The sequence below is a fragment of the Ramlibacter sp. PS4R-6 genome (assembly GCF_037572775.1).
Taxonomy (GTDB): domain Bacteria; phylum Pseudomonadota; class Gammaproteobacteria; order Burkholderiales; family Burkholderiaceae_C; genus Ramlibacter.
The window spans coordinates 334,099-353,609 of the sequence record NZ_JBBHKA010000001.1 but is presented as its reverse complement, the minus strand read 5'-3'; the positions used below and the strand labels follow the sequence as shown (position 1 = coordinate 353,609).

General features: G+C 68.7%; 13 protein-coding genes. 8 read left to right on the top strand and 5 right to left on the bottom strand.

From position 1 onward, the window contains the following. Window positions 1–58: 58 nt before the first annotated feature. The 3 genes from WG903_RS01710 to WG903_RS01700 all read left to right on the top strand — a co-directional run bounded on the left by WG903_RS01710 (window position 59) and on the right by WG903_RS01700 (window position 5,386). Window positions 59–952 carry a LysR family transcriptional regulator gene (locus WG903_RS01710; protein WP_340072462.1) on the top strand — a complete coding sequence of 298 codons (894 nt, stop codon included), beginning with the start codon at window positions 59–61 and terminating at the stop codon, window positions 950–952. A gap of 127 nt (window positions 953–1,079) precedes the next feature. Continuing rightward, the gene (locus WG903_RS01705; protein WP_340072461.1) at window positions 1,080–3,392 is read left to right on the top strand and encodes a DUF6600 domain-containing protein; all 2,313 of its coding nucleotides are present in this window, start codon (window positions 1,080–1,082) and stop codon (window positions 3,390–3,392) included. 74 nt (window positions 3,393–3,466) lie between these two features. Then, window positions 3,467–5,386 carry a DUF6600 domain-containing protein gene (locus WG903_RS01700; RefSeq protein WP_340072460.1) on the top strand — a complete coding sequence of 640 codons (1,920 nt, stop codon included), beginning with the start codon at window positions 3,467–3,469 and terminating at the stop codon, window positions 5,384–5,386. 62 nt (window positions 5,387–5,448) lie between these two features. On the opposite strand, the gene WG903_RS01695 is transcribed toward WG903_RS01700, so the two are convergent. After that, a complete protein-coding gene (locus tag WG903_RS01695) occupies window positions 5,449–5,709 on the bottom strand; it encodes a hypothetical protein (protein ID WP_340072459.1) in 261 nt (86 codons plus the stop codon). A gap of 170 nt (window positions 5,710–5,879) precedes the next feature. On the opposite strand from WG903_RS01695, the gene WG903_RS01690 reads away from it, so the two are divergent. Then, the gene (locus WG903_RS01690; RefSeq protein WP_340072458.1) at window positions 5,880–7,373 is read left to right on the top strand and encodes an AMP nucleosidase; all 1,494 of its coding nucleotides are present in this window, start codon (window positions 5,880–5,882) and stop codon (window positions 7,371–7,373) included. A 3-nt stretch (window positions 7,374–7,376) separates the two neighbouring features. Here WG903_RS01690 and WG903_RS01685 read toward each other — a convergent pair whose 3' ends face one another. Together WG903_RS01685 and asd are read right to left on the bottom strand one after the other, a co-directional pair. After that, window positions 7,377–7,823, bottom strand: coding sequence for a VOC family protein (locus WG903_RS01685; RefSeq protein WP_340072457.1), 447 nt, complete (start codon window positions 7,821–7,823; stop codon window positions 7,377–7,379). Between the two features lie 34 nt (window positions 7,824–7,857). Then, window positions 7,858–8,718 (bottom strand): archaetidylserine decarboxylase, encoded by an 861-nt coding sequence (asd, locus tag WG903_RS01680; RefSeq protein ID WP_340072456.1) that lies wholly within the window; start codon window positions 8,716–8,718, stop codon window positions 7,858–7,860. 36 nt (window positions 8,719–8,754) lie between these two features. Between asd and WG903_RS01675 the strand changes: the two genes are divergently transcribed. Genes WG903_RS01675 through WG903_RS01665 form a run of 3 tightly spaced genes read left to right on the top strand, consistent with a single transcriptional unit; the run spans window position 8,755 to window position 11,671 of the window. Continuing rightward, complete coding sequence (locus WG903_RS01675; RefSeq protein ID WP_340072455.1) at window positions 8,755–9,681, top strand: ATP-binding cassette domain-containing protein; 927 nt, start codon at window positions 8,755–8,757, stop codon at window positions 9,679–9,681. Then, window positions 9,678–10,472 (top strand): ABC transporter permease, encoded by a 795-nt coding sequence (locus WG903_RS01670; RefSeq protein ID WP_340072454.1) that lies wholly within the window; start codon window positions 9,678–9,680, stop codon window positions 10,470–10,472. Before WG903_RS01675 ends, WG903_RS01670 begins: the two co-directional genes overlap by 4 nt. Beyond that, a complete protein-coding gene (locus WG903_RS01665; RefSeq protein WP_340072453.1) occupies window positions 10,469–11,671 on the top strand; it encodes an SMP-30/gluconolactonase/LRE family protein in 1,203 nt (400 codons plus the stop codon). Before WG903_RS01670 ends, WG903_RS01665 begins: the two co-directional genes overlap by 4 nt. A gap of 3 nt (window positions 11,672–11,674) precedes the next feature. Here WG903_RS01665 and WG903_RS01660 read toward each other — a convergent pair whose 3' ends face one another. Further along, on the bottom strand, window positions 11,675–11,884 hold the full coding sequence (locus WG903_RS01660; protein WP_340072452.1) for a hypothetical protein: 210 nt from the start codon (window positions 11,882–11,884) through the stop codon (window positions 11,675–11,677). Further along, window positions 11,881–12,078, bottom strand: a complete 198-nt coding sequence (locus tag WG903_RS01655) for a hypothetical protein (RefSeq protein ID WP_340072451.1) — start codon at window positions 12,076–12,078, stop codon at window positions 11,881–11,883. Before WG903_RS01655 ends, WG903_RS01660 begins: the two co-directional genes overlap by 4 nt. A gap of 261 nt (window positions 12,079–12,339) precedes the next feature. Between WG903_RS01655 and WG903_RS01650 the strand changes: the two genes are divergently transcribed. Further along, window positions 12,340–19,503, top strand: a complete 7,164-nt coding sequence (locus WG903_RS01650) for a HAMP domain-containing protein (RefSeq protein ID WP_340072450.1) — start codon at window positions 12,340–12,342, stop codon at window positions 19,501–19,503. The last annotated feature ends 8 nt before the right edge of the window (window positions 19,504–19,511 follow it).

The window sequence follows — 19,511 nt, the reverse complement described above, 5'->3', positions numbered from 1 at the left end:
GGGACGCCGCTGGAATAAATGCCGCCCCCTGCAGGAGATTGCTGCAGAATGTGCAGCAATGGACCGCTTCAAGGCCCTGCAGACCTTTGTCGCGATCGCCGACGAAGGCAGCCTCACGCGTGCGGCGCGCACGCTCGACCTGTCGCTGCCCGCCGTCGTGCGCTCGCTGGCCGGCTACGAGGCCGAGCTCGGCGTGCGCCTGTTCCACCGCACCACGCGCCGCATCGCGCTCACCGAGGACGGCAAGGTGCACCTGGCGAGCGCGCGCCAGATCCTCGCCGCAGTGGAGGAATCCGAGCTGGCGCTTTCCGCGGGCGCGCGCGAGGTTGCCGGCCACCTCACCATCACCGCCCCGGTGCTCTTCGGCCAGATGCACGTCGCGCCGGCCGTCACGCGCTTCCTGCGCGAGCATCCGCACGTGCTCTGCAGCGTCGTGCTGCTCGACCGCGTGGTCAACCTCGTCGACGAAGGCATCGACGTCGGCATCCGCATCGGCCACCTGGAAGATTCGTCGCTCGTCGCGACGCCGCTGGGCCGCGTGCGCCGCGTCGTCTGCGCGACGCCCGCGTTCCTGCGCAAGCACGGCGTGCCTAGGCATCCGCGCGACCTGCTGCGCTTCAACTGCATCCGCACCATGGGCGGGCCCACCGGCTTTGGCGAGTTCCAGGAAAAGGGCCGGGCGTTCCGCGTCGACGTGGCGGGCAACGTCGAGTTCAACCACGTGCTGCCCGCCGTGCAGGCCTGCGCCGAAGGGCTGGGCTTCGGCATGTTCTTCTCGTACCAGGTCGCGCCGTTCATCGCGAGTAAGCAACTGAAGGTGGTGCTGGAAGCGTTCGAACGGCCGCCGCGGCCGATCCAGGCCGTCTACCCGCATGCGCGGCTGTTGCCGGCGCGCACGCGTGCATTCATCGACTGGATGCGCGGCGAGTTGCGGGCCTTCGCCAGCGCGTGAATTCTTCACGGCGGCTGGCTCGTCTTTACAGCGGATTACAAAATAGCGCGGAACACCCGCAGCGCTTTACCTCCCGTTATCCCTATGCACCCCAGCTCAGGCGTTCTACTCGCAGGAGGTGGTCCTCATGCGCGCGCGCCCTTTTTTCCTCTCGATCCGCATCTCGGCAGCGATGCTGCTGGGTGTGCTCGCCAGCACAGTTTTCGCGCAGGGCGGTGACCCGCCGGGCCGCATCGGCCGCATCAACTACAGCGAAGGCGCGGTGAGCTTCGCGCCGTCCGGTGATGACGAATTCACCGACGCCGACCTGAACCGCCCGCTGTCGCCCGGCGACAAGCTCTGGACGGACAAGGGCGTGCGCGCCGAGTTGCAGGCGGGCTCCGCCGCGGTGCGCATGGACGGCCGCACGCACGTGACGGTGCTGGCGCTGGACGACCAGTCGACGCAGCTGTCGGTCACGCAAGGCACGGTGTACCTGCGCGTGCGCTCGCTGCCCGAAGGCGAGAACTTCGAGGTCGACACGCCCAACCTCGCGTGGCGCGCTTCCTATCCCGGCGACTACCGCATCGACGTCGATGCGCAGCGCGGCACCACGCGCGTGACCATCCATTCCGGCACCGGCGCCGTCTACGGCGAGAAGGGCCAGGCCCTGCCCATGGGCGGCGGCCAGCAGATCATCTTCAAGGGCCGCACGCTCGCGCAGGTCGATTCGCACGAGCAGCCGCCGCAGGACAACTTCGACCGCTGGGCCGCGGAGCGCAACCGCCGCGAGGACCAGTCGGTGGCCGCGCGCTACGTGCCGCGCGAGGTGGTGGGCTACCAGCTGCTCGACACCACCGGCCAGTGGCAGCAGGACGCCACGCACGGCGTGGTGTGGTACCCGCAAAGCGTCAAGGCCGAATGGGCGCCGTACCGCAACGGCCGCTGGGAATGGCTCGCGCCCTGGGGCTGGACCTGGATCGACGAAGCGCCGTGGGCCTTCGTGACGTCGCACTACGGCCGCTGGACGCTCGTCGGCAAGAAGTGGGGCTGGGTGCCCGGCCGCATGGGCCTGCGCCCGATCTATGCGCCGGCGCTGGTGGCTTTCGTCGGCCACGGCGCTGCGCCGCTGGCCGTCGGCGGCAAGCAGACGGTGGCGTGGTTCCCGCTGGCGCCCGGCGAGGCGTGGCAGCCCACGTACAAGGCGACGCCGCTGTACATCAGCAGCGTCAACGCCAACATGCCGCCGCTGGCCGACGGCAGCTATGCCTACCAGCGCAAGCCCGAGGCCCTCACGGCGGTCGCGATGGAGGATTTCCAGCGCGGCAAGCCGTCCAAGGGCAGCTGGCTGCGCGTGGCCGCGAACGCGCTGACCAACGCGCAGGTGGTGGCCCCGCCCGCGATGCCCGAGCGCGCGAAGACGATGGTGGCGCGCGCGTCCAACCCCGAAATCAAGCCCGCGGTCAACAAGGGACCGACGGCGGCGCAGCAGCTCGAGATGCAGCGCCAGGCCGATGCGGCGAAGCAGCTGGAGGCGCAGAAGACCGCCGAAGCGCAGAAGCTCGCCGAGGTGCAGAAGAAGCAGGCGGCCGAGGCGCAGAAGCAGGCCGAAGCGCAGGCGCGCGCCGAACGCGAACGCCTGGCGCGTGACGACCAGCAACGCAAGGAACGCGAGCAGGTCGCGAAGGCGGAAGAGGCCAAGCGCTCCGGGCAGGCGAAGGCCGCGCGCGAGCAGGAACGCGCCGTCGCCGAACGCGAGCGCGCCGCCGCGGAGCAACAAGCGCGCCTCGCGCAACAACAACAGCAGCAGCGGGCGCTGGAGCAATCGCGGGTGGCGCAGGACAAGCGCGCCGCCGAGCAGGCACGGCGCGCCGAAGTGGCGAAGCAGCGCGAAGTGCGCGAACAACGCGAGCAGCTGGCCAAGGCCGAACAGGCCAGGCAATCCCGCGCGGCGCAGCAGCAGCAACAGCGCGCCGCCGCCGAACAGGCGCGCCGCGAGCAGGTCGCCAAGCGCGAACAGGCCAAGCGCGACCAGGTTGCGAAGGCACGCGTGGAGCGCGAGCTGCAGGCCAGGCGTGCGCAGGAAGCCAAGCGCATGGCCGTGGCCGCGAAGAAGGACGACGAGGCGCGCCGCATCGCCCACGCGCAGGAAGTGGAGCGTTCGCGCCGCGCCGCCGAGCGCGAGGCCCAGGTGCTGCAGGCGCAGCGCACGCAGCGCGAAGAGGCCTTGCGCCGCGTCTCCGAAGAGAAGGAAAAGGAGCGGGCGCAGCGCGAAGCGTGGGCGCGCCAGCAGCAGCTGCTCGCCGAGCAGTGGAAGCGCGACCAGCAGGCGTTCGAGGAGCAGCAGCGTGCGCGGGCGCAGACACGCCAGCGCCCCGACCTGCGCCGTTCGCAGCCGGCCGCGGAGCCCGAGGTGTGGCAGCGCGGCGTCCCCATCCTGAACCCCGGCCGCACCAGCTGATCCATTTACGAGCTTTACCTGCGCTTTGCGGCTCTTTTGGTCCAAGGCGCGTTCTAACGGGGAGGAGGCCCTCCATGAAGATGCATCGCAGTACCGCATTTCCCTCTTTCCTGGCGCGCTGCCTGGCGCTGCTGGTGTTCGCCTTCGCCGGCGCCGCCATGGCCCAGCAGCAGGCCGTCGTCGCCCCCTCGCAGGGCGCGGACCCGCCCGCGCGCGTGGGCACCATCACGGCCCTCGAAGGCTCGGTGGTGTTCGCACCGGCCGGCGAAACCGACTGGACCGAAGTGCCGCGCAACCGGCCGCTCACGCGCGGCGACCGCCTGTGGACCGACGAGGGCGCGCGCGCCGAGGTGCACTTCGGCTCCGCCGTGGTGCACATGGACAGCCGCACCTTCGTGGAAGTGATGGCGGTGGACGAGGACGTGGTGCAGCTGCGCGTCAACGAGGGCGTGGTGAATGCGCGCGTGCGCGAGATGCGCGGCGGCGACAACTTCGAGATCGACACGCCGCAGCTGGCGCTGCGCGTCACCGAGCCCGGCGACTGGCGCATGGACGTGGACGCGCAGCAGGGCTTCACGCGCGTGGCCGTGCGCAGCGGCTCGACGGCCGTCTTCGGCGCCAACGGCGGCGCGCAACAGATCACCGCGGGCCGGCAGGCCGCCTTCGCGGGGCGCGACCTCGCGCAGCTGGCCAACCCGCCGCAACTGGCCGACAACGGCTTCGAGCGCTGGGCCCTGGACCGCAACCGCGCCGAGGACCAGTCGATCGCCGCGCGCCACATCCCGCGCGACGTCGTGGGCTACCAGGAGCTGGACAACCACGGCCAATGGTCGCAGGACCCGGAGTACGGCGCCGTGTGGTACCCGCAGGTGAGCGTGGCCGACTGGGCGCCGTACCGCTACGGCCGCTGGGAATGGATCGCCCCCTGGGGCTGGACCTGGATCGACGACGCGCCCTGGGGATTCGCGCCCTTCCACTACGGCCGCTGGGCCACCATCGGTTCGCGCTGGGCGTGGGTGCCCGGCCCGATCGGCCGCCGGCCCGTGTACTCGCCCGCGCTGGTCGCCTTCGTCGGCGGCGGCAGCGGCGTGAGCTTCTCGTTCTCCAGCGGCCCCGGCATCGGCTGGTACCCGCTGGCCCCCGGCGAGATCTGGCAGCCCTTCTACGCGGCGAGCCCGGTGTACGTGCGCAACGTCAACCGCTACGTGGTGGTGGGCAGCCGCTCGTACAACAACGGCCCGCACCGCTTCCTGTCGCGTCCCGATGCCATCACCGCCATGCGCACCGACGACTTCAACCGCGGCCGCCACGTGCCCGGGCGCTGGAGCCGCGTGAACGCCAACGACATCGCGCGCGTGCAGCAGGTCACGCCGCCCATGCCGTCGCGCGAGTTCCGCCGCGAGCAGCGGGAGCAGCACGTGCGCGCCGCGCCGCCGCCGGTGCAGCGCTTCACGCCGCCGCAGCAGCAGCGCGAACAGGCGCGCGGCATCTTCCAGCCGCCCGAGCGCCGCGACTTCTCGCAGCGCGAGGTGCAGCGCGAGCGCCACGAAGCCCAGCGTGAGCAGCGCGACACGATGCGCGAGCAGCAGCGCGCCGCGCAGCAGCAACGCGAGCAGCAGGTGCGCGACATGCAGGCGCAGCGCCAGCAGCAGCAATGGCGCGAGCAGCAGCAGGCCGTGCAGGCCCAGCGCCAGGAAGCGGCGCGCCAGCAGCACGAGATGCAGCAGCGCCAGCACCAGGAAGCGCAGCGCCAGCAGCAGGCCGCGCGCGAGATGCAGCGCCAGCAGGCGTGGCAGGCGCAGCAGCAGCAGGTGCAGCAGCAGCGGGCCTGGGCGCAGCAGCAACAACAGCAGGCGCCACAGCAGCGCGAGGCGCACCCGCAGCAGCAGGTGCAGCGCCGCGAAGCGCAGCAGCAGCGCCGCGAGGAGCGCAGCCAGCAACGCCAGGCGCAGCGCGAGGACGAAGGCCGCGGCCGGGGCCGCCGCTACGAGTAGCGCACGGCCGCCCCAAGCAAAACGCCCGCATCAGCGGGCGTTTTTCATGGATGGGGTGGGCCTCAGTTGATCGACTTGCCGTAGGTGCGCGCGGTGGGCTTGGCGGTCTCTTCTTCCGGCGGCAGGTACACGGTGGTGCGGTCGATCTTGGCGTCGTAGGCGGCCAGCTCGGCGCTGGCGCTGCGGATCACCGCACGGTCGAGCGGATGGCATTGCCGCTGGCTCAAGCGCCGCAGCGCATCGGAACGTTCGACCGTTTCGCGCACGGCGGCGGGGTCGGTCATCAGCGCAAAGGGGTTGCCGGCCATCGTTGCAGTCGTCATTCGCAGGTGCTCCTTTTTTTCTGCACAACGGGTCGCGTTGGGCGATGCAGAGACTGTCGCCGACGGTCGGGATTTGTAACGTCAGGGGCTTTCGTTACACCTTGTAGGACGTATTCCCGGCACCGCAGGGCTGCGAATCGGCGTCACACGGGATGGGCACAATAGGCCACATGCCCTACATGCCGCCCTTCATCGCGCCCACCCGACACGGCGATGCCGAGAGTGCGCTGGCGCAGGTCCGCTTCATCTACGACCAGCAGATCGCGCACCTGCGCGAGGCCATGCAGCGCTTCGTCGCGGGCGATACGCTGCCCGGCCACGTGCGCGCCTGTTACCCCTTCGTGCGCATCCATACCGACAGCGCCGTCAACCAGAATCTGCTGGAGAACCAGGGCCTGTCGTACGGCTTCGTGTCGGGCGCGGGGCGCTTCGAGACCACGCTCACGCGGCCCGACCTGTACGCCAACTATTACCTGGAGCAGTTCCGGCTGCTGCAGCGCAACCATGGCGTGGACCTGGAAGTCGGCACCAGCACCCAGCCCATCCCCGTGCACTTCTCCTTCGCCGAGAACGAGCACATCGAAGGCTCGCTCGCCCCCGAGCGCCGCATGCTCATGCAGGACGTGTTCGACCTGCCCGACCTGCACAACATGGACGACGGCATCGCCAACGGCACCTGGCGCCACCGCCAGGGCGAGCCGCATCCGCTGGCGCTGTTCACGGCCGCGCGCGTGGACTACTCGTTGCACCGCCTGCGCCACTACACCGGCACGGCGCCCGACTTCTTCCAGAACTTCGTCCTGTTCACCAACTACCAGTTCTACATCGACGAGTTCGTGCGCCTGGGGCACGAGGAGATGGCCAACCCCGACAGCCCCTACATGGCCTTCGTCCAGCCGGGCAACGTGGTGACGCGCCGCGCCGCCAGCGCCGCCGAGGCGGGCGACGAGCGCGGCACCATCCCGGCGCGGCTGCCGCAGATGCCGGCCTACCACCTGATGCGCCCGGGCCACGGCGGCATCACCATGGTGAACATCGGCGTGGGCCCCGCCAACGCGAAGACCATCACCGACCACATCGCGGTGCTGCGACCGCATGCGTGGATGATGCTGGGCCACTGCGCGGGCCTGCGTTCGAGCCAGCAGCTGGGCGACTACGTGCTCGCGCATGCCTACGTGCGCGAGGACCACGTGCTGGACGAGGAGCTGCCGGTGTGGGTGCCGATCCCGGCGCTGGCCGAAATCCAGCTGGCGCTGGAGAAGGCCGTGGCCGACGTCACGGGCTTCGCGGGCGACAACCTCAAGCGCATCATGCGCACGGGCACGGTGGCCAGCACCGACAACCGCAACTGGGAGCTGCTGCCCGGCAACGAGCCGCAGCGGCGCTTCTCGCAAAGCCGCGCCGTGGCGCTGGACATGGAAAGCGCGACCATCGCCGCCAACGGTTTCCGCTTCCGCGTGCCCTACGGCACCCTGCTGTGCGTCAGCGACAAGCCGCTGCACGGCGAGATCAAGCTGCCGGGCATGGCCAACCAGTTCTACCGCGACCGCGTCGACCAGCACCTGCGCATCGGCATGCGCGCCATCGAGATCCTGCGCGAGCAGGGCAGCCAGCGCCTGCACTCGCGCAAGCTGCGGGCGTTCGACGAGGTGGCGTTCCAGTAAGCCTTACTTCGCAAACAGCTTGCCGATGTCCGCGAACGCCTTCACCTCGATGGCGTTGCCGCTCGGGTCGAGGAAGAACATCGTGGCCTGTTCACCGGGCTCGCCCTTGAAGCGCGTGTAGGGCTCGATCACGAAGCTCGTGCCATGCGCCTTCAGGCGCTGGGCCAATGCGTCCCACTCGGCCATCGGCAGCACGATGCCGAAGTGCCGCACCGGCACGCCGTGGCCGTCCACCGCGCTCTTGCGCGCCTCGCCCGTCTCGTCGGGGGCCAGGTGCGCCACGATCTGGTGGCCGTAGAAGTTGAAGTCCACCCACTCGTCGCTGGAGCGGCCCTCGGGGCAGCCGAGCAGGTCGCCGTAGAAGCGGCGCGCGGCAGCGAGGTCGTGCACGGGAAACGCGAGGTGGAACGGGGAGAGCGGTGCGGGGTTGGTGGTGGGGGCGGTGTGCATGGCAGCATGCTAACGGCTGCCGGCGACCGCCGCCTTACACGGGGCTCTCGGCCCCGCGCAGCGTCGCCATCGCCTCGCCCAGCCGCACCGGTCGCGTCGCCGCCCAGTCCGGGTGGAACACCACGACGTTCTTGGGGAACAGCATCACCACCGTGGAGCCGAGCAGGAAGCGCCCCATCTCCTCGCCCTTCTTCAGGCGGATGTCCTGGTCGTCGTAGCGCCACTCGCGGATCTTTCCCGGCCGCGGCGGGTTCACCACGCCGTGCCACACGGTGGCCATGCTGCCGACGATGGTCGCGCCGACGAGCACGTTGACGAACGGCCCGTACTCGGTGTCGAAGACGCACACCACGCGCTCGTTGCGCGCGAACAGGCTGGGCACGTGGCGCGCGGTGAGCGGGTTCACCGAGAAAAGCGCGCCGGGGATGTAGATCATTCGCGTCAGGCGCCCGTCGCACGGCATGTGGATGCGGTGGTAGTCCTTGGGCGCGAGGTACAGCGTGGCGAAGTGCCCATGGTCGAACTGGTGGGCGAGCTGCTGGTCGCCGCCGACCAGCGCGCGCGTCGAGTAGCTGTGGCCCTTGGCCTGGAAGATCTGGTCGTGCTCGATCGGCCCGAACTGGCTGATGGCGGCGTCCACCGGGCAGACGAAGGGCGCGCCGGCGATGGGCCGCGCGCCTTCGCGCAAGGGCCGCGTGAAGAAGTCGTTGAAGGTCGCGTAGCTCTCGATGTCGGGGTTGGCGGCCTCCGACATGTCCACCTTGTACTGGCGCACGAAGCGCCGGATGAGCGCATGCGTGAGCGCGCCGCCGTGCAGGTTGGCGACGACCCCCGCCATCTGCGTCATCAGCAGCTTGGGCAGGACGTACTGCGGCGTGACGAGGAAGCGCGACATGGCGGTCGATTCTAGTTGGGCACAATGGCCCCCGGCATGGACGACACGCTCTTCGAGGCCCGCAACCTGACCAAGCGCTACGGCGCGCAGGAGGTGGTGCGCGACCTGTCGTTCTCGATCGCGCGCGGCGAGTGCCTGGGCGTCATCGGCCCCAACGGTGCCGGCAAGACCACCACCATCCGCATGTGCCTGGGCCTCACCGTGCCCGACGCGGGCGAGGTGCAGGCGCTGGGGCTCACGATGCCGCGCGACGCGCTGGCCATCAAGGCGCAGCTGGGCGTGGTCAGCCAGTTCGACACGCTGGACCCCGACTTCACGCTGGCCGAGAACCTGCTCGTCTATGGCCGCTACTTCGGCATGAAGGATGCGCACATCCGCAGCCGCATCCCGCAGCTGCTGGAGTTCGCGGCGCTCTCGCACAAGGCGGATGCCAAGCCCGGCGAGTTGTCCGGGGGCATGCGGCGGCGCCTGTCGCTGGCGCGGGCCCTCGTGAACGATCCGAAGCTGCTCATGCTGGACGAGCCGACCACGGGACTCGACCCGCAGGCGCGTCACCTGATGTGGGAGCGGCTGCAGCTGTTGCTGCAGCAAGGCAAGTCGATCCTGCTGACCACGCACTTCATGGACGAGGCCGAGCGCCTGTGCTCGCGCCTGCTCGTCATCGACCACGGCAAGAAAATCGCCGAAGGCAAGCCGCGCGACCTGATCGCGGAGTACCTCGAGCCCGACGTGGTCGAGGCGTACGGCAACGGCGCACTGGCCCTGGCCGACTCGCCGCTGAAGCAGATGGCCTCGCGCGTCGAAGTCAGCGGCGAGACGGTCTTCTTCTACACGCAGGACGCCAAGCCGCTGCTCGATGCCTTCGGCCGCGACCACCCCAAGCTGCGCGTGCTGCACCGGCCGGCCAACCTCGAGGACCTGTTCCTCAAGCTCACGGGCCGGCAGATCCGGGAGGAAGGATGAACTCGATCTGGCGCGCCCCCGACCTGTCGCCGCGCTGGTGGCCGGTGTTCCTGCGCAACCTGCTGGTGTGGCGCAAGCTCGCGATCCCGAGCCTGGTGGGCAACATCGCCGAGCCGCTCATCTGGCTCGTGGCCTTCGGCTACGGCATGGGCGCGCTGGTGGGCACCGTGCAGACCGGCGGCGAGAAGGTGCCGTACATCCTGTTCCTGGCAAGCGGCGCCATCTGCATGAGCGCGATGAACGCCGCGTCCTTCGAGGCGCTGTACTCCGCGTTCTCGCGCATGCACGTGCAGAAGACCTGGGACGGCATCATGAACGCGCCGGTCAACCTGGACAACATCGTGATGGCCGAGATGCTGTGGGCCGCGTTCAAGTCGCTGTTCACGATCACCGCCATCCTCGTCGTGATGCTGGGCCTGGGCATCACGCACAGCCCCAAGCTGCTGGCGGCGTGGCCGGTGCTGCTGGGCGTGGGCATCACCTTCTCGTGCATCGCGCTCATCTTCAACGCGCTCGCCAAGGGCTACGACTTCTTCACCTACTACTTCACGCTGTTCCTCACGCCCATGATGTTCCTGTCGGGCGTGTTCTTCCCGCTGGACCAGCTGCCCGCGCCGCTGCGCTTCGTCTCCAGCTGGCTGCCGCTGACCAACGCGGTGGAGCTGGTGCGGCCCATGTTCCTGGACCGCTGGCCCGAGCATCCGGTTCGCCACGCGCTCGTGCTCGTGGCGTATGCCGTGGTGGCGTACTGGGTGGCGCTGGCGCTCACGCGCAAGCGGTTCCGCGCATGAGGTGGCTCGCTGCGTTGCTGCTGGCGTGCGCCGCCTGCGCCCACGCGCAGGATGCCGACCCGCAAGCCGCCTTGAAGGCGCAGCTCGCGCGCATCCAGGAGCTGCGCCAGGCGCGGCCGGGCGACGGGCTGCTCGCGTATTTCCAGGCGTTCACGCACGCGGGGCTGGGGCAGAAGGACGAAGCCATCGCGCAGCTGCGCTCGCTCAAGGGCCGGCGGCTGGGCATCGTGCCGGCGCGGCAGATGTTCGAGCCACTGTGGGCGGACGCCTCGTTCCAGGCCGTCGTGCGCGAACTGGCCGACGAGGAGCCGCGCACCGCCGACGCCCCGGTGGTGCTGCGCCTGGCCGATGCGCAACTCGTGCCCGAAGGCATCGCCTACGACGCACGGCGGCGCGTCCACTACATCGGCAGCATCGCGCAGCGCAAGATCGTCGCGGTGGACGCGCAAGGCCGCGCACGCGATTTCGCGACCGGCCTGGACCGGGTGCTCGGCCTCGCCATCGATGCGAAGGGCGACTGGCTGTGCGCGGTCAGCACCAACGGCTTCGAGGACGGCGCCAGCAAGGAAAGGCGCAACGCCGTGGTGTGCTTCGCGCTGGCGAGCGGCCGGCGCCTCGCCCGCATCGACGTGCCCGACGCGATGCAGCTGAACGACCTGGCACTGGCCCCGGACGGCAGCTGGTACGTCACCGATTCCGCGGCCGGGCGGCTGTACCGCATCGCACCGGGCGCTTCGTCGGCGCAACGTGTCGGCGAGACCGGCCTGCCCGGCGCGAACGGGGTGGCGGTCTCGCCCGGGGGCATCGTCTACGTCGCCCTGAACACCGGCATCGCGCGCATCGACCCGGCCACCGGCGCGGCCGCCCGCATGGCGCAGCCCGACGACGTGGTGACGGGCGGCATCGACGGCCTGTACTGGCACGAAGGCGCGCTCGTCGGCGTGCAGAACGTGAGCAACCCCGGGCGCGTGGTGCGCGTGGAGCTCGATGGAGCCGCGCAGAAAGTGACCGGCGTGCGCGTGCTGCAAGCCAGCCGCCACCCGGAGTTCGCCGAGCCGACAACGGGGACGATCGTGGGTGGCGCGCTGCACGTGATCGCGAACTCGCACGTCGCGCACTTCCAGCCCGACGCAACGCTGCGTGACCCGGGCCGCTTGCGGCCCACGGCCATCGTGGCCGTGCCGCTCGTTTCGCAGTAGGGCCTAGCCGGCGCCGTTCGACCCGCGGCCGCCGCGCTTGCCGCCGGTGCGCGCCTGGTTCTGGTTGTTGCCGCCGATGTGCGACTCGCGGTCGTGCCGGCTTTGCGGCGTGCGGCGGCCTTCGTTCTTCTGCGTCGGCGCCTGCTCGCCGGCCTTGTTGCGGTCGTTCTCGACCTTGCCGGTCTGCGGCGCCTGCTTGTCCTTCGGGTTCATCCCAGTTCTCCTTCGAGGTGTGCGGAGCCGAAGCTCGCGTCGTTCACTGCCGCGAGCAGGCCGGCGGCCAAGTCCAGGGTGCCGGCGAGGCCGCCGTCGCCGACGCTGCTGGTGAGCACCGCGCCTTGCAGGTCGGTGAGGATGCCGGTGACGGCCCAGGCGCCGCCGTCGGCCAGGGTGAGTTCGTCTTTCATGGTGGGTACTGCCTCGTTTGTCGCACCCATCTTGGGACGCCCCAACGGCGCGCCGGGTAGGAGCGCCCCGACGCCGGGCCGTCGCATCGGGACGACGGACATGAGAACGTTATGTAAAGGTTCTTGCTGCTCAGCCGTAGGCTGGCAGAGCTTGTCGGAATCGTCCTACGTCCGCTGGGGGAATTGAGGAAGACACTGCCCTTTCTGCCTGCCCATCCGCGGGTCCCGAATTCCCAAAAAAACCCGGAGGCGTCGAAGCCCATGGACCAGTCCGTTCATCCCCAGGCGCGCAAGAAAAACGGTGCCGCCAAGACCCGCGGCACCCCGGCCGCCAACGCCAAGGTCAAACCGATCCAGACACGCGAACCCGCGGCCGCCGATGTCGAGCAGGCCCGCCAGGTCCTCGCGGCGCTGAAGGCTTTCGCCGGCGGCGATTTCGCGACGCGCCTGCCCGCCACGTGGAGCGGCACCGAAGGCGGCATCGCCGAAGCCTTCAACCAGTGCATCAGCAACGCGCAACGCATCACCGAGGAAGCCGCGCGCCTGTCGAACAACGTCGGCAAGGAAGGGCGCCTGACGCAGCGCCTGTCCACGCCGGGCGTCGCGGGCGCCTGGGCCGAGCAGGTCGATTCCTTCAACACGCTGATCGACGACCTGGTGCGCCCGACCAATGAAATCGCGCGGACCATCGGCGCGGTGGCCAAGGGCGACCTGGGCCAGTCGATGGACCTGCAGGTGGACGGCCGCCCGCTCAAGGGCGAATTCCTGCGCTCGGCCAAGCTGGTGAACACCATGATCGAGCAGCTCTCGGTCTTCACCTCCGAAGTGACGCGCGTGGCGCGCGAAGTGGGCACGGAAGGCAAGCTCGGGGGCCAGGCCCAGGTGAAGGGTGTGTCGGGCGTGTGGAAGGACCTCACCGACTCGGTCAACCAGATGGCCGGCAACCTGACGGCGCAGGTTCGAAACATCGCCGACGTGACGATCGCCGTGGCCAACGGCGATTTGTCCAAGAAGATCACGGTGGACGTGCGCGGCGAAATCCTGCAGCTGAAGGAAGCCACCAACACCATGGTGGACCAGCTGCGCTCCTTCGCCTCGGAAGTGACGCGCGTGGCGCGTGAGGTGGGTACCGACGGCCGCCTGGGCGGCCAGGCCGTGGTGCCCGGCGTAGCGGGCACGTGGAAGGACCTGACCGACTCGGTCAACTCCATGGCCAACAACCTCACCTCGCAGGTGCGCAACATCGCGACGGTGACCACCGCGGTCGCGCGCGGCGACCTCTCGCGCAAGATCACCGTGGAGGTGAAGGGCGAGATCCTGGAGCTGAAGGAAACCATCAACACGATGGTGGACCAGCTGAACGCCTTCGCCTCGGAAGTGACGCGCGTGGCGCGCGAGGTGGGCACGGAAGGCAAGCTCGGTGGCCAGGCGCAGGTGTCGGGCATCGCCGGCACGTGGAAGGACCTGACGGACTCCGTGAACTCGATGGCCTCCAACCTCACGGGCCAGGTGCGAAACATCGCCGACGTGGCGACCGCCATCGCGAAGGGCGACCTCTCGCGCAAGATCACGGTGGAGGTGAAGGGCGAGATCCTCCAGCTCAAGCAGACCATCAACACCATGGTGGACCAGTTGAACGGCTTTGCCGGCGAAGTCTCGCGCGTGGCGCGCGAAGTGGGCACCGAAGGCAAGCTGGGTGGCCAGGCGGTGGTGGAAGGCGTGGCCGGCACGTGGAAGGATTTGACCGACAACGTGAACTTCATGGCGAACAACCTCACCGGCCAGGTGCGGAACATCGCCGAGGTGACGACGGCCGTGGCCAACGGCGACCTCTCCAAGAAGATCACGGTGGACGTGCGCGGCGAGGTGCTGGAGCTGAAGAACACCATCAACACGATGGTCGACCAGCTGAACGGCTTCGCGTCCGAAGTGACGCGCGTGGCGCGCGAAGTGGGTACCGAAGGCAAGCTCGGTGGCCAGGCGCAGGTGCCCGGCGTGGCCGGCACGTGGAAGGACCTGACCGACTCCGTGAACTTCATGGCCGGCAACCTGACGGCCCAGGTGCGGAACATCGCGGAAGTGACGACCGCCGTGGCGCGGGGCGACCTGTCCAAGAAGATCACCGTGGACGTGCGCGGCGAAATCCTGGAGCTGAAGAACACCATCAACACGATGGTCGACCAACTGAACGGCTTCGCGGGCGAGGTGTCGCGCGTGGCGCGCGAGGTGGGCTCCGAAGGCAAGCTGGGCGGCCAGGCGCAGGTGCCCGGCGTGGCCGGCACGTGGAAGGACCTGACCGACAACGTGAACTCCATGGCGTCGAACCTCACGGCGCAGGTGCGCAACATCGCGGACGTGGCGACCGCCGTGGCCAGCGGCGACCTCTCCAAGAAGATCACCGTGGACGTGAAGGGCGAAATTCTTGAACTCAAGAACACGCTCAACACGATGGTGGACCAGCTGAACTCGTTCGCCTCGGAAGTGACGCGCGTGGCGCGCGAAGTGGGCACGGACGGCAAGCTGGGCGGCCAGGCCGTGGTGCGCGGCGTGGCCGGCACGTGGAAGGACCTGACCGACAACGTCAACTCGATGGCCAACAACCTGACGGGTCAGGTGCGCAACATCGCGGAAGTGACCACCGCCGTGGCCAAGGGCGACCTGTCGCGCAAGATCACGGTGGAAGTGAAGGGCGAAATCCTGGAACTGAAGAACACCATCAACACCATGGTGGACCAGCTGAACGGCTTTGCCTCGGAAGTGACGCGTGTGGCGCGCGAGGTGGGTACCGAAGGCAAGCTGGGCGGCCAGGCGGACGTACCCGGCGTGGCCGGCACGTGGAAGGACCTGACGGACAACGTGAACTTCATGGCGTCCAACCTCACGGGCCAGGTGCGCAACATCGCCGACGTGGCCACCGCCATCGCGCGCGGCGACCTTTCGCGCAAGATCACGGTGGACGTGAAGGGCGAGATCCTGGCGCTGAAGGAAACCATCAACACGATGGTGGACCAGCTGAACGGCTTCGCGTCCGAAGTGACGCGCGTGGCGCGTGAAGTGGGTACCGAAGGCAAGCTGGGCGGCCAGGCGCAGGTGCCCGGCGTGGCCGGCACGTGGAAGGACCTGACCGACAACGTGAACTCGATGGCGTCCAACCTGACGAACCAGGTGCGGAACATCGCCGACGTGACCATCGCCGTGGCCAACGGCGACCTCTCCAAGAAGATCACCGTGGACGTGCGCGGCGAAATCCTGGAGCTGAAGGAAACCATCAACACCATGGTGGACCAGCTGCGCTCGTTCGCCGCGGAAGTCTCGCGCGTGGCGCGCGAAGTGGGCTCCGAAGGCAAGCTCGGCGGCCAGGCGGTGGTGCCGGGTGTGGCCGGCACGTGGAAGGACTTGACCGACAACGTCAACTCCATGGCCAACAACCTCACGGCGCAGGTCCGGAACATCGCCGACGTGGCCACCGCCATCGCGCGGGGCGACCTCGGCCGCAAGATCACGGTGGACGTGAAGGGCGAGATCCTGCAGCTGAAGGAAACCATCAACACGATGGTGGACCAGCTGTCCTCGTTCGCGTCCGAAGTGACGCGCGTGGCGCGTGAAGTGGGTTCGGAAGGCAAGCTGGGTGGCCAGGCCGCGGTGCCGGGCGTTGCCGGCACGTGGAAGGACCTGACCGACAACGTGAACTCGATGGCGTCGAACCTGACGAACCAGGTGCGCAACATCGCCGAAGTGACGGTGGCCGTGGCGAACGGTGACTTGTCCAAGAAGATCACGGTGGACGTGCGCGGCGAAATCCTCCAGCTGAAGGAAACGATCAACACGATGGTGGAGCAGCTGCGAAGCTTCGCCTCGGAAGTGACGCGCGTGGCGCGCGAAGTGGGTACCGAAGGGCGCCTTGGCGTGCAGGCCGTGGTGCCGGGCGTCGCGGGCACGTGGAAGGACCTGACAGACTCGGTGAACACGATGGGCGCGAACCTCACCTCGCAGGTGCGCAACATCGCCGAGGTGACGACGGCCGTGGCGCGGGGCGACCTGAACCGCAAGATCACGGTGGACGTGAAGGGCGAAATCCTCGACCTGAAGAACACCATCAACACGATGGTCGACCAGCTGAACGCCTTCGCCTCGGAAGTGACGCGGGTGGCCCGCGAAGTGGGTACCGAAGGCAAGCTCGGTGGCCAGGCGCAGGTGTCCGGCATCGCGGGCACGTGGAAGGACCTGACCGACAGCGTGAACTTCATGGCCTCGAACCTGACCGAGCAGGTGCGCGGCATCGTGAAGGTGGTGACGGCCGTGGCCGACGGCAACCTCACGCAGCGCCTGACGGTGCAGGCCAAGGGCGAGGTGGCGGCGCTGGCCGACACCATCAACAACATGACCGACACGCTCGCGACCTTCGCCGACCAGGTGACCAACGTGGCGCGCGAAGTGGGCGTGGAAGGCCGGCTCGGCGGCCAGGCGCACGTGCCGGGCGCCGCGGGCACGTGGAAGGACCTGACCGGTAACGTCAACCTGCTGGCGGCCAACCTCACCACGCAGGTGCGAGCGATTGCCGAAGTGGCAACGGCCGTGACCAAGGGCGACCTGACGCGTTCGATCCAGGTGGACGCGCGCGGCGAGGTGTCCGAGCTCAAGGACAACATCAACACCATGATCTCGAACCTGCGCGAGACCACGGAATCGAACCGCGAGCAGGACTGGCTGAAGACCAACCTGGCGCGCTTCACCTCGATGATGCAGGGCCAGCGCGACCTGTCGACGGTGGGCAAGATGCTGCTGTCGGAGCTTGCGCCGCTGGTCAACGCGCACCAGGGTTCGATCTACCACAGCCGCGACACCGCGAACGAGGGCAAGCAGCTGCAGCTGCTCTCGACCTACGCGCAGGCGGGGAACGTCCGGCTGTCCGACACGCTGGAGCTCGGCGAGGGCCTGGTCGGCCAGTGCGCGGTCGAGAACCGCCGCCTGCTGCTCACCGACGTCCCGTCCGAGTACGTCACGGTCAGCTCCAGCCTGGGCGAAGCCAAGTACGTCAGCGTGGTGGTGCTGCCGGTGCTGTTCGAGAACCAGACCAAGGCGGTGATCGAGCTCGCCTCGCTGCACCCCTTCACGGCGGTCAACCTGAACTTCCTCGACCAGCTGGCGCTGGGCATCGGCGCGGTGTTCAACACCATCGAGGCCACCATGCGCACCGAGAACTTGCTGACGCAGTCGCAGCAGCTCACGGCGGAACTGCAGGCGCGCCAGATCGAGCTGGAGAACGCCAACGACGAACTGGGCACGAAGGCCCGCCTGCTGGCGCAGCAGAACGAGGAAGTCGAGCGCAAGAACGCGGAAGTGGAGCAGGCCCGCCGCGCGCTGGAGGAGAAGGCCTCGGAACTGGCGCTCACGTCCAAGTACAAGTCCGAGTTCCTGGCGAACATGTCGCACGAGCTGCGCACGCCGCTCAACTCGATCCTGATCCTGTCGCAGCAGCTCGCGGAGAACGCGCCGAACACGCTGAACACCAAGCAGATCGAGTTCGCGCGCAACATCAACTCCTCGGGCTCCGACCTGCTGAACCTGATCAACGACATCCTGGACCTGTCGAAGATCGAGTCGGGCACGGTGACGGTGGACGTCGAGGAGATCTCGTTCAACTGGCTGCGCGAATCGGTGGACCGCAACTTCCGCCACATCGCCGAGGCCAAGAACCTGCCGCTGGTGGTCAAGTTCGGCGAGCACCTGCCGCGCTCGATGGACAGCGACCCCAAGCGCCTGCAGCAGATCCTGAAGAACCTGCTCTCCAATGCGATGAAGTTCACGTCGCAAGGCCACGTGGAAGTGCGCGTCGGCTTCGCGGACGGCGGCTGGTCGCACGACCACCCGGTGCTGTCGCAATCGCAGCATGTGATCGCCTTCGAGGTGGAGGACACCGGCATCGGCGTGCCGCCCGAGAAGCAGCGCCTGATCTTCGAGGCCTTCCAGCAGGCCGACGCGGGCACGTCGCGCAAGTACGGCGGCACGGGCCTGGGCCTGGCGATCTCGCGCGAACTGGCCATCCTGCTGGGCGGCGAGATCCGCCTGCGCAGCGTGGCGGGCCAGGGCTCGACCTTCACGCTCTACCTGCCCCTGCACTACTCGGGCCCCGACTCGTCCACCGCGATGCGCCAGACCCGCGCGCCGCAGGACACCGCCGTGCCCATCATGGCGCTGCCCGTCGCGCGCGAGGAACACGTGCCCGACGACCGCGAGATGATCGAGGACGGCGACCCCGTGCTGCTGATCATCGAGGACGACCCGCACTACGCGCGCATCCTGCTCGGGCTGGCGCGCGACCGCGGTTTCAAGGGCCTGGTGGCGATGAAGGGGGCGATGGGCCTGTCGCTGGCGCGCCAGTACAAGCCCACGGCCATCTCGCTGGACATCTTCCTGCCCGACATGCTGGGCTGGACGGTGCTGAACCAGCTCAAGCTCGACCCCGAGCTGCGGCACATCCCGGTGCAGATCCTGACGCTGGAAGAGGAGCGCCAGCACGGCCTCGCGCACGGCGCCTTCTCGTACCTGCTCAAGGAGCCGACCACCGAGAACCTGGAAGCCGCCATCGACAAGCTCAAGGACTTCACGGTGCCGCGCACCAAGCGCCTGCTGGTGGTGGAGGACAACGAGATCGAGCGCGATGCGGTGGTGGAGCTGCTGGGCTACGACGACATCGACATCACGTCGGCCGGCAGCGGCGAGAACGCGCTGAACCTGCTGCGCAACCACCGCTTTGACTGCGTGGTGCTCGACCTGCGCCTGCCCGACATGACCGGCTTCGACCTGCTCGAGCGCATGAAGGAAGAGGCCGAGCTCGCGGCCGTGCCGGTGGTGGTCTTCACGGGCAAGGACCTGTCGCAGGATGAGCAGCAGCGCCTGAACACGATGGCCAAGAGCATCGTGCTCAAGGACGTGCAGTCGCCCGAGCGCCTGCTGGACGAGACCGCGCTGTTCCTGCACCGCGTGGTCACGCAGCTGCCGCAGGAGAAGCAGGCCATGCTGGAGCGCCTGCACAACTCCGGCGAGGTGCTGCACGGTCGCAAGGTGCTGGTGGTGGACGACGACGCGCGCAACATCTTCGCGCTGACCTCGGTGCTGGAGAACCACGACGTCGAGGTCATCAGCGCCACCAACGGCCGCCAGGCGATCGAGATGATCGAGAACACGCCCGACCTCGAGATGGTGCTGATGGACATCATGATGCCGGAGATGGACGGCTACGAGACGATGAAGGAGATCCGCAAGAAGCCCGAGTTCCGCACGCTGCCGATCCTGGCGCTCACGGCCAAGGCCATGAAGGGCGACCGCGAGAAGTGCCTCGACGCCGGCGCCAGCGACTACATCGCCAAGCCTGTGAACACCGACCAGCTGCTCTCGCTCATGCGGGTGTGGCTGTTCCGCTAAGGAAGGCG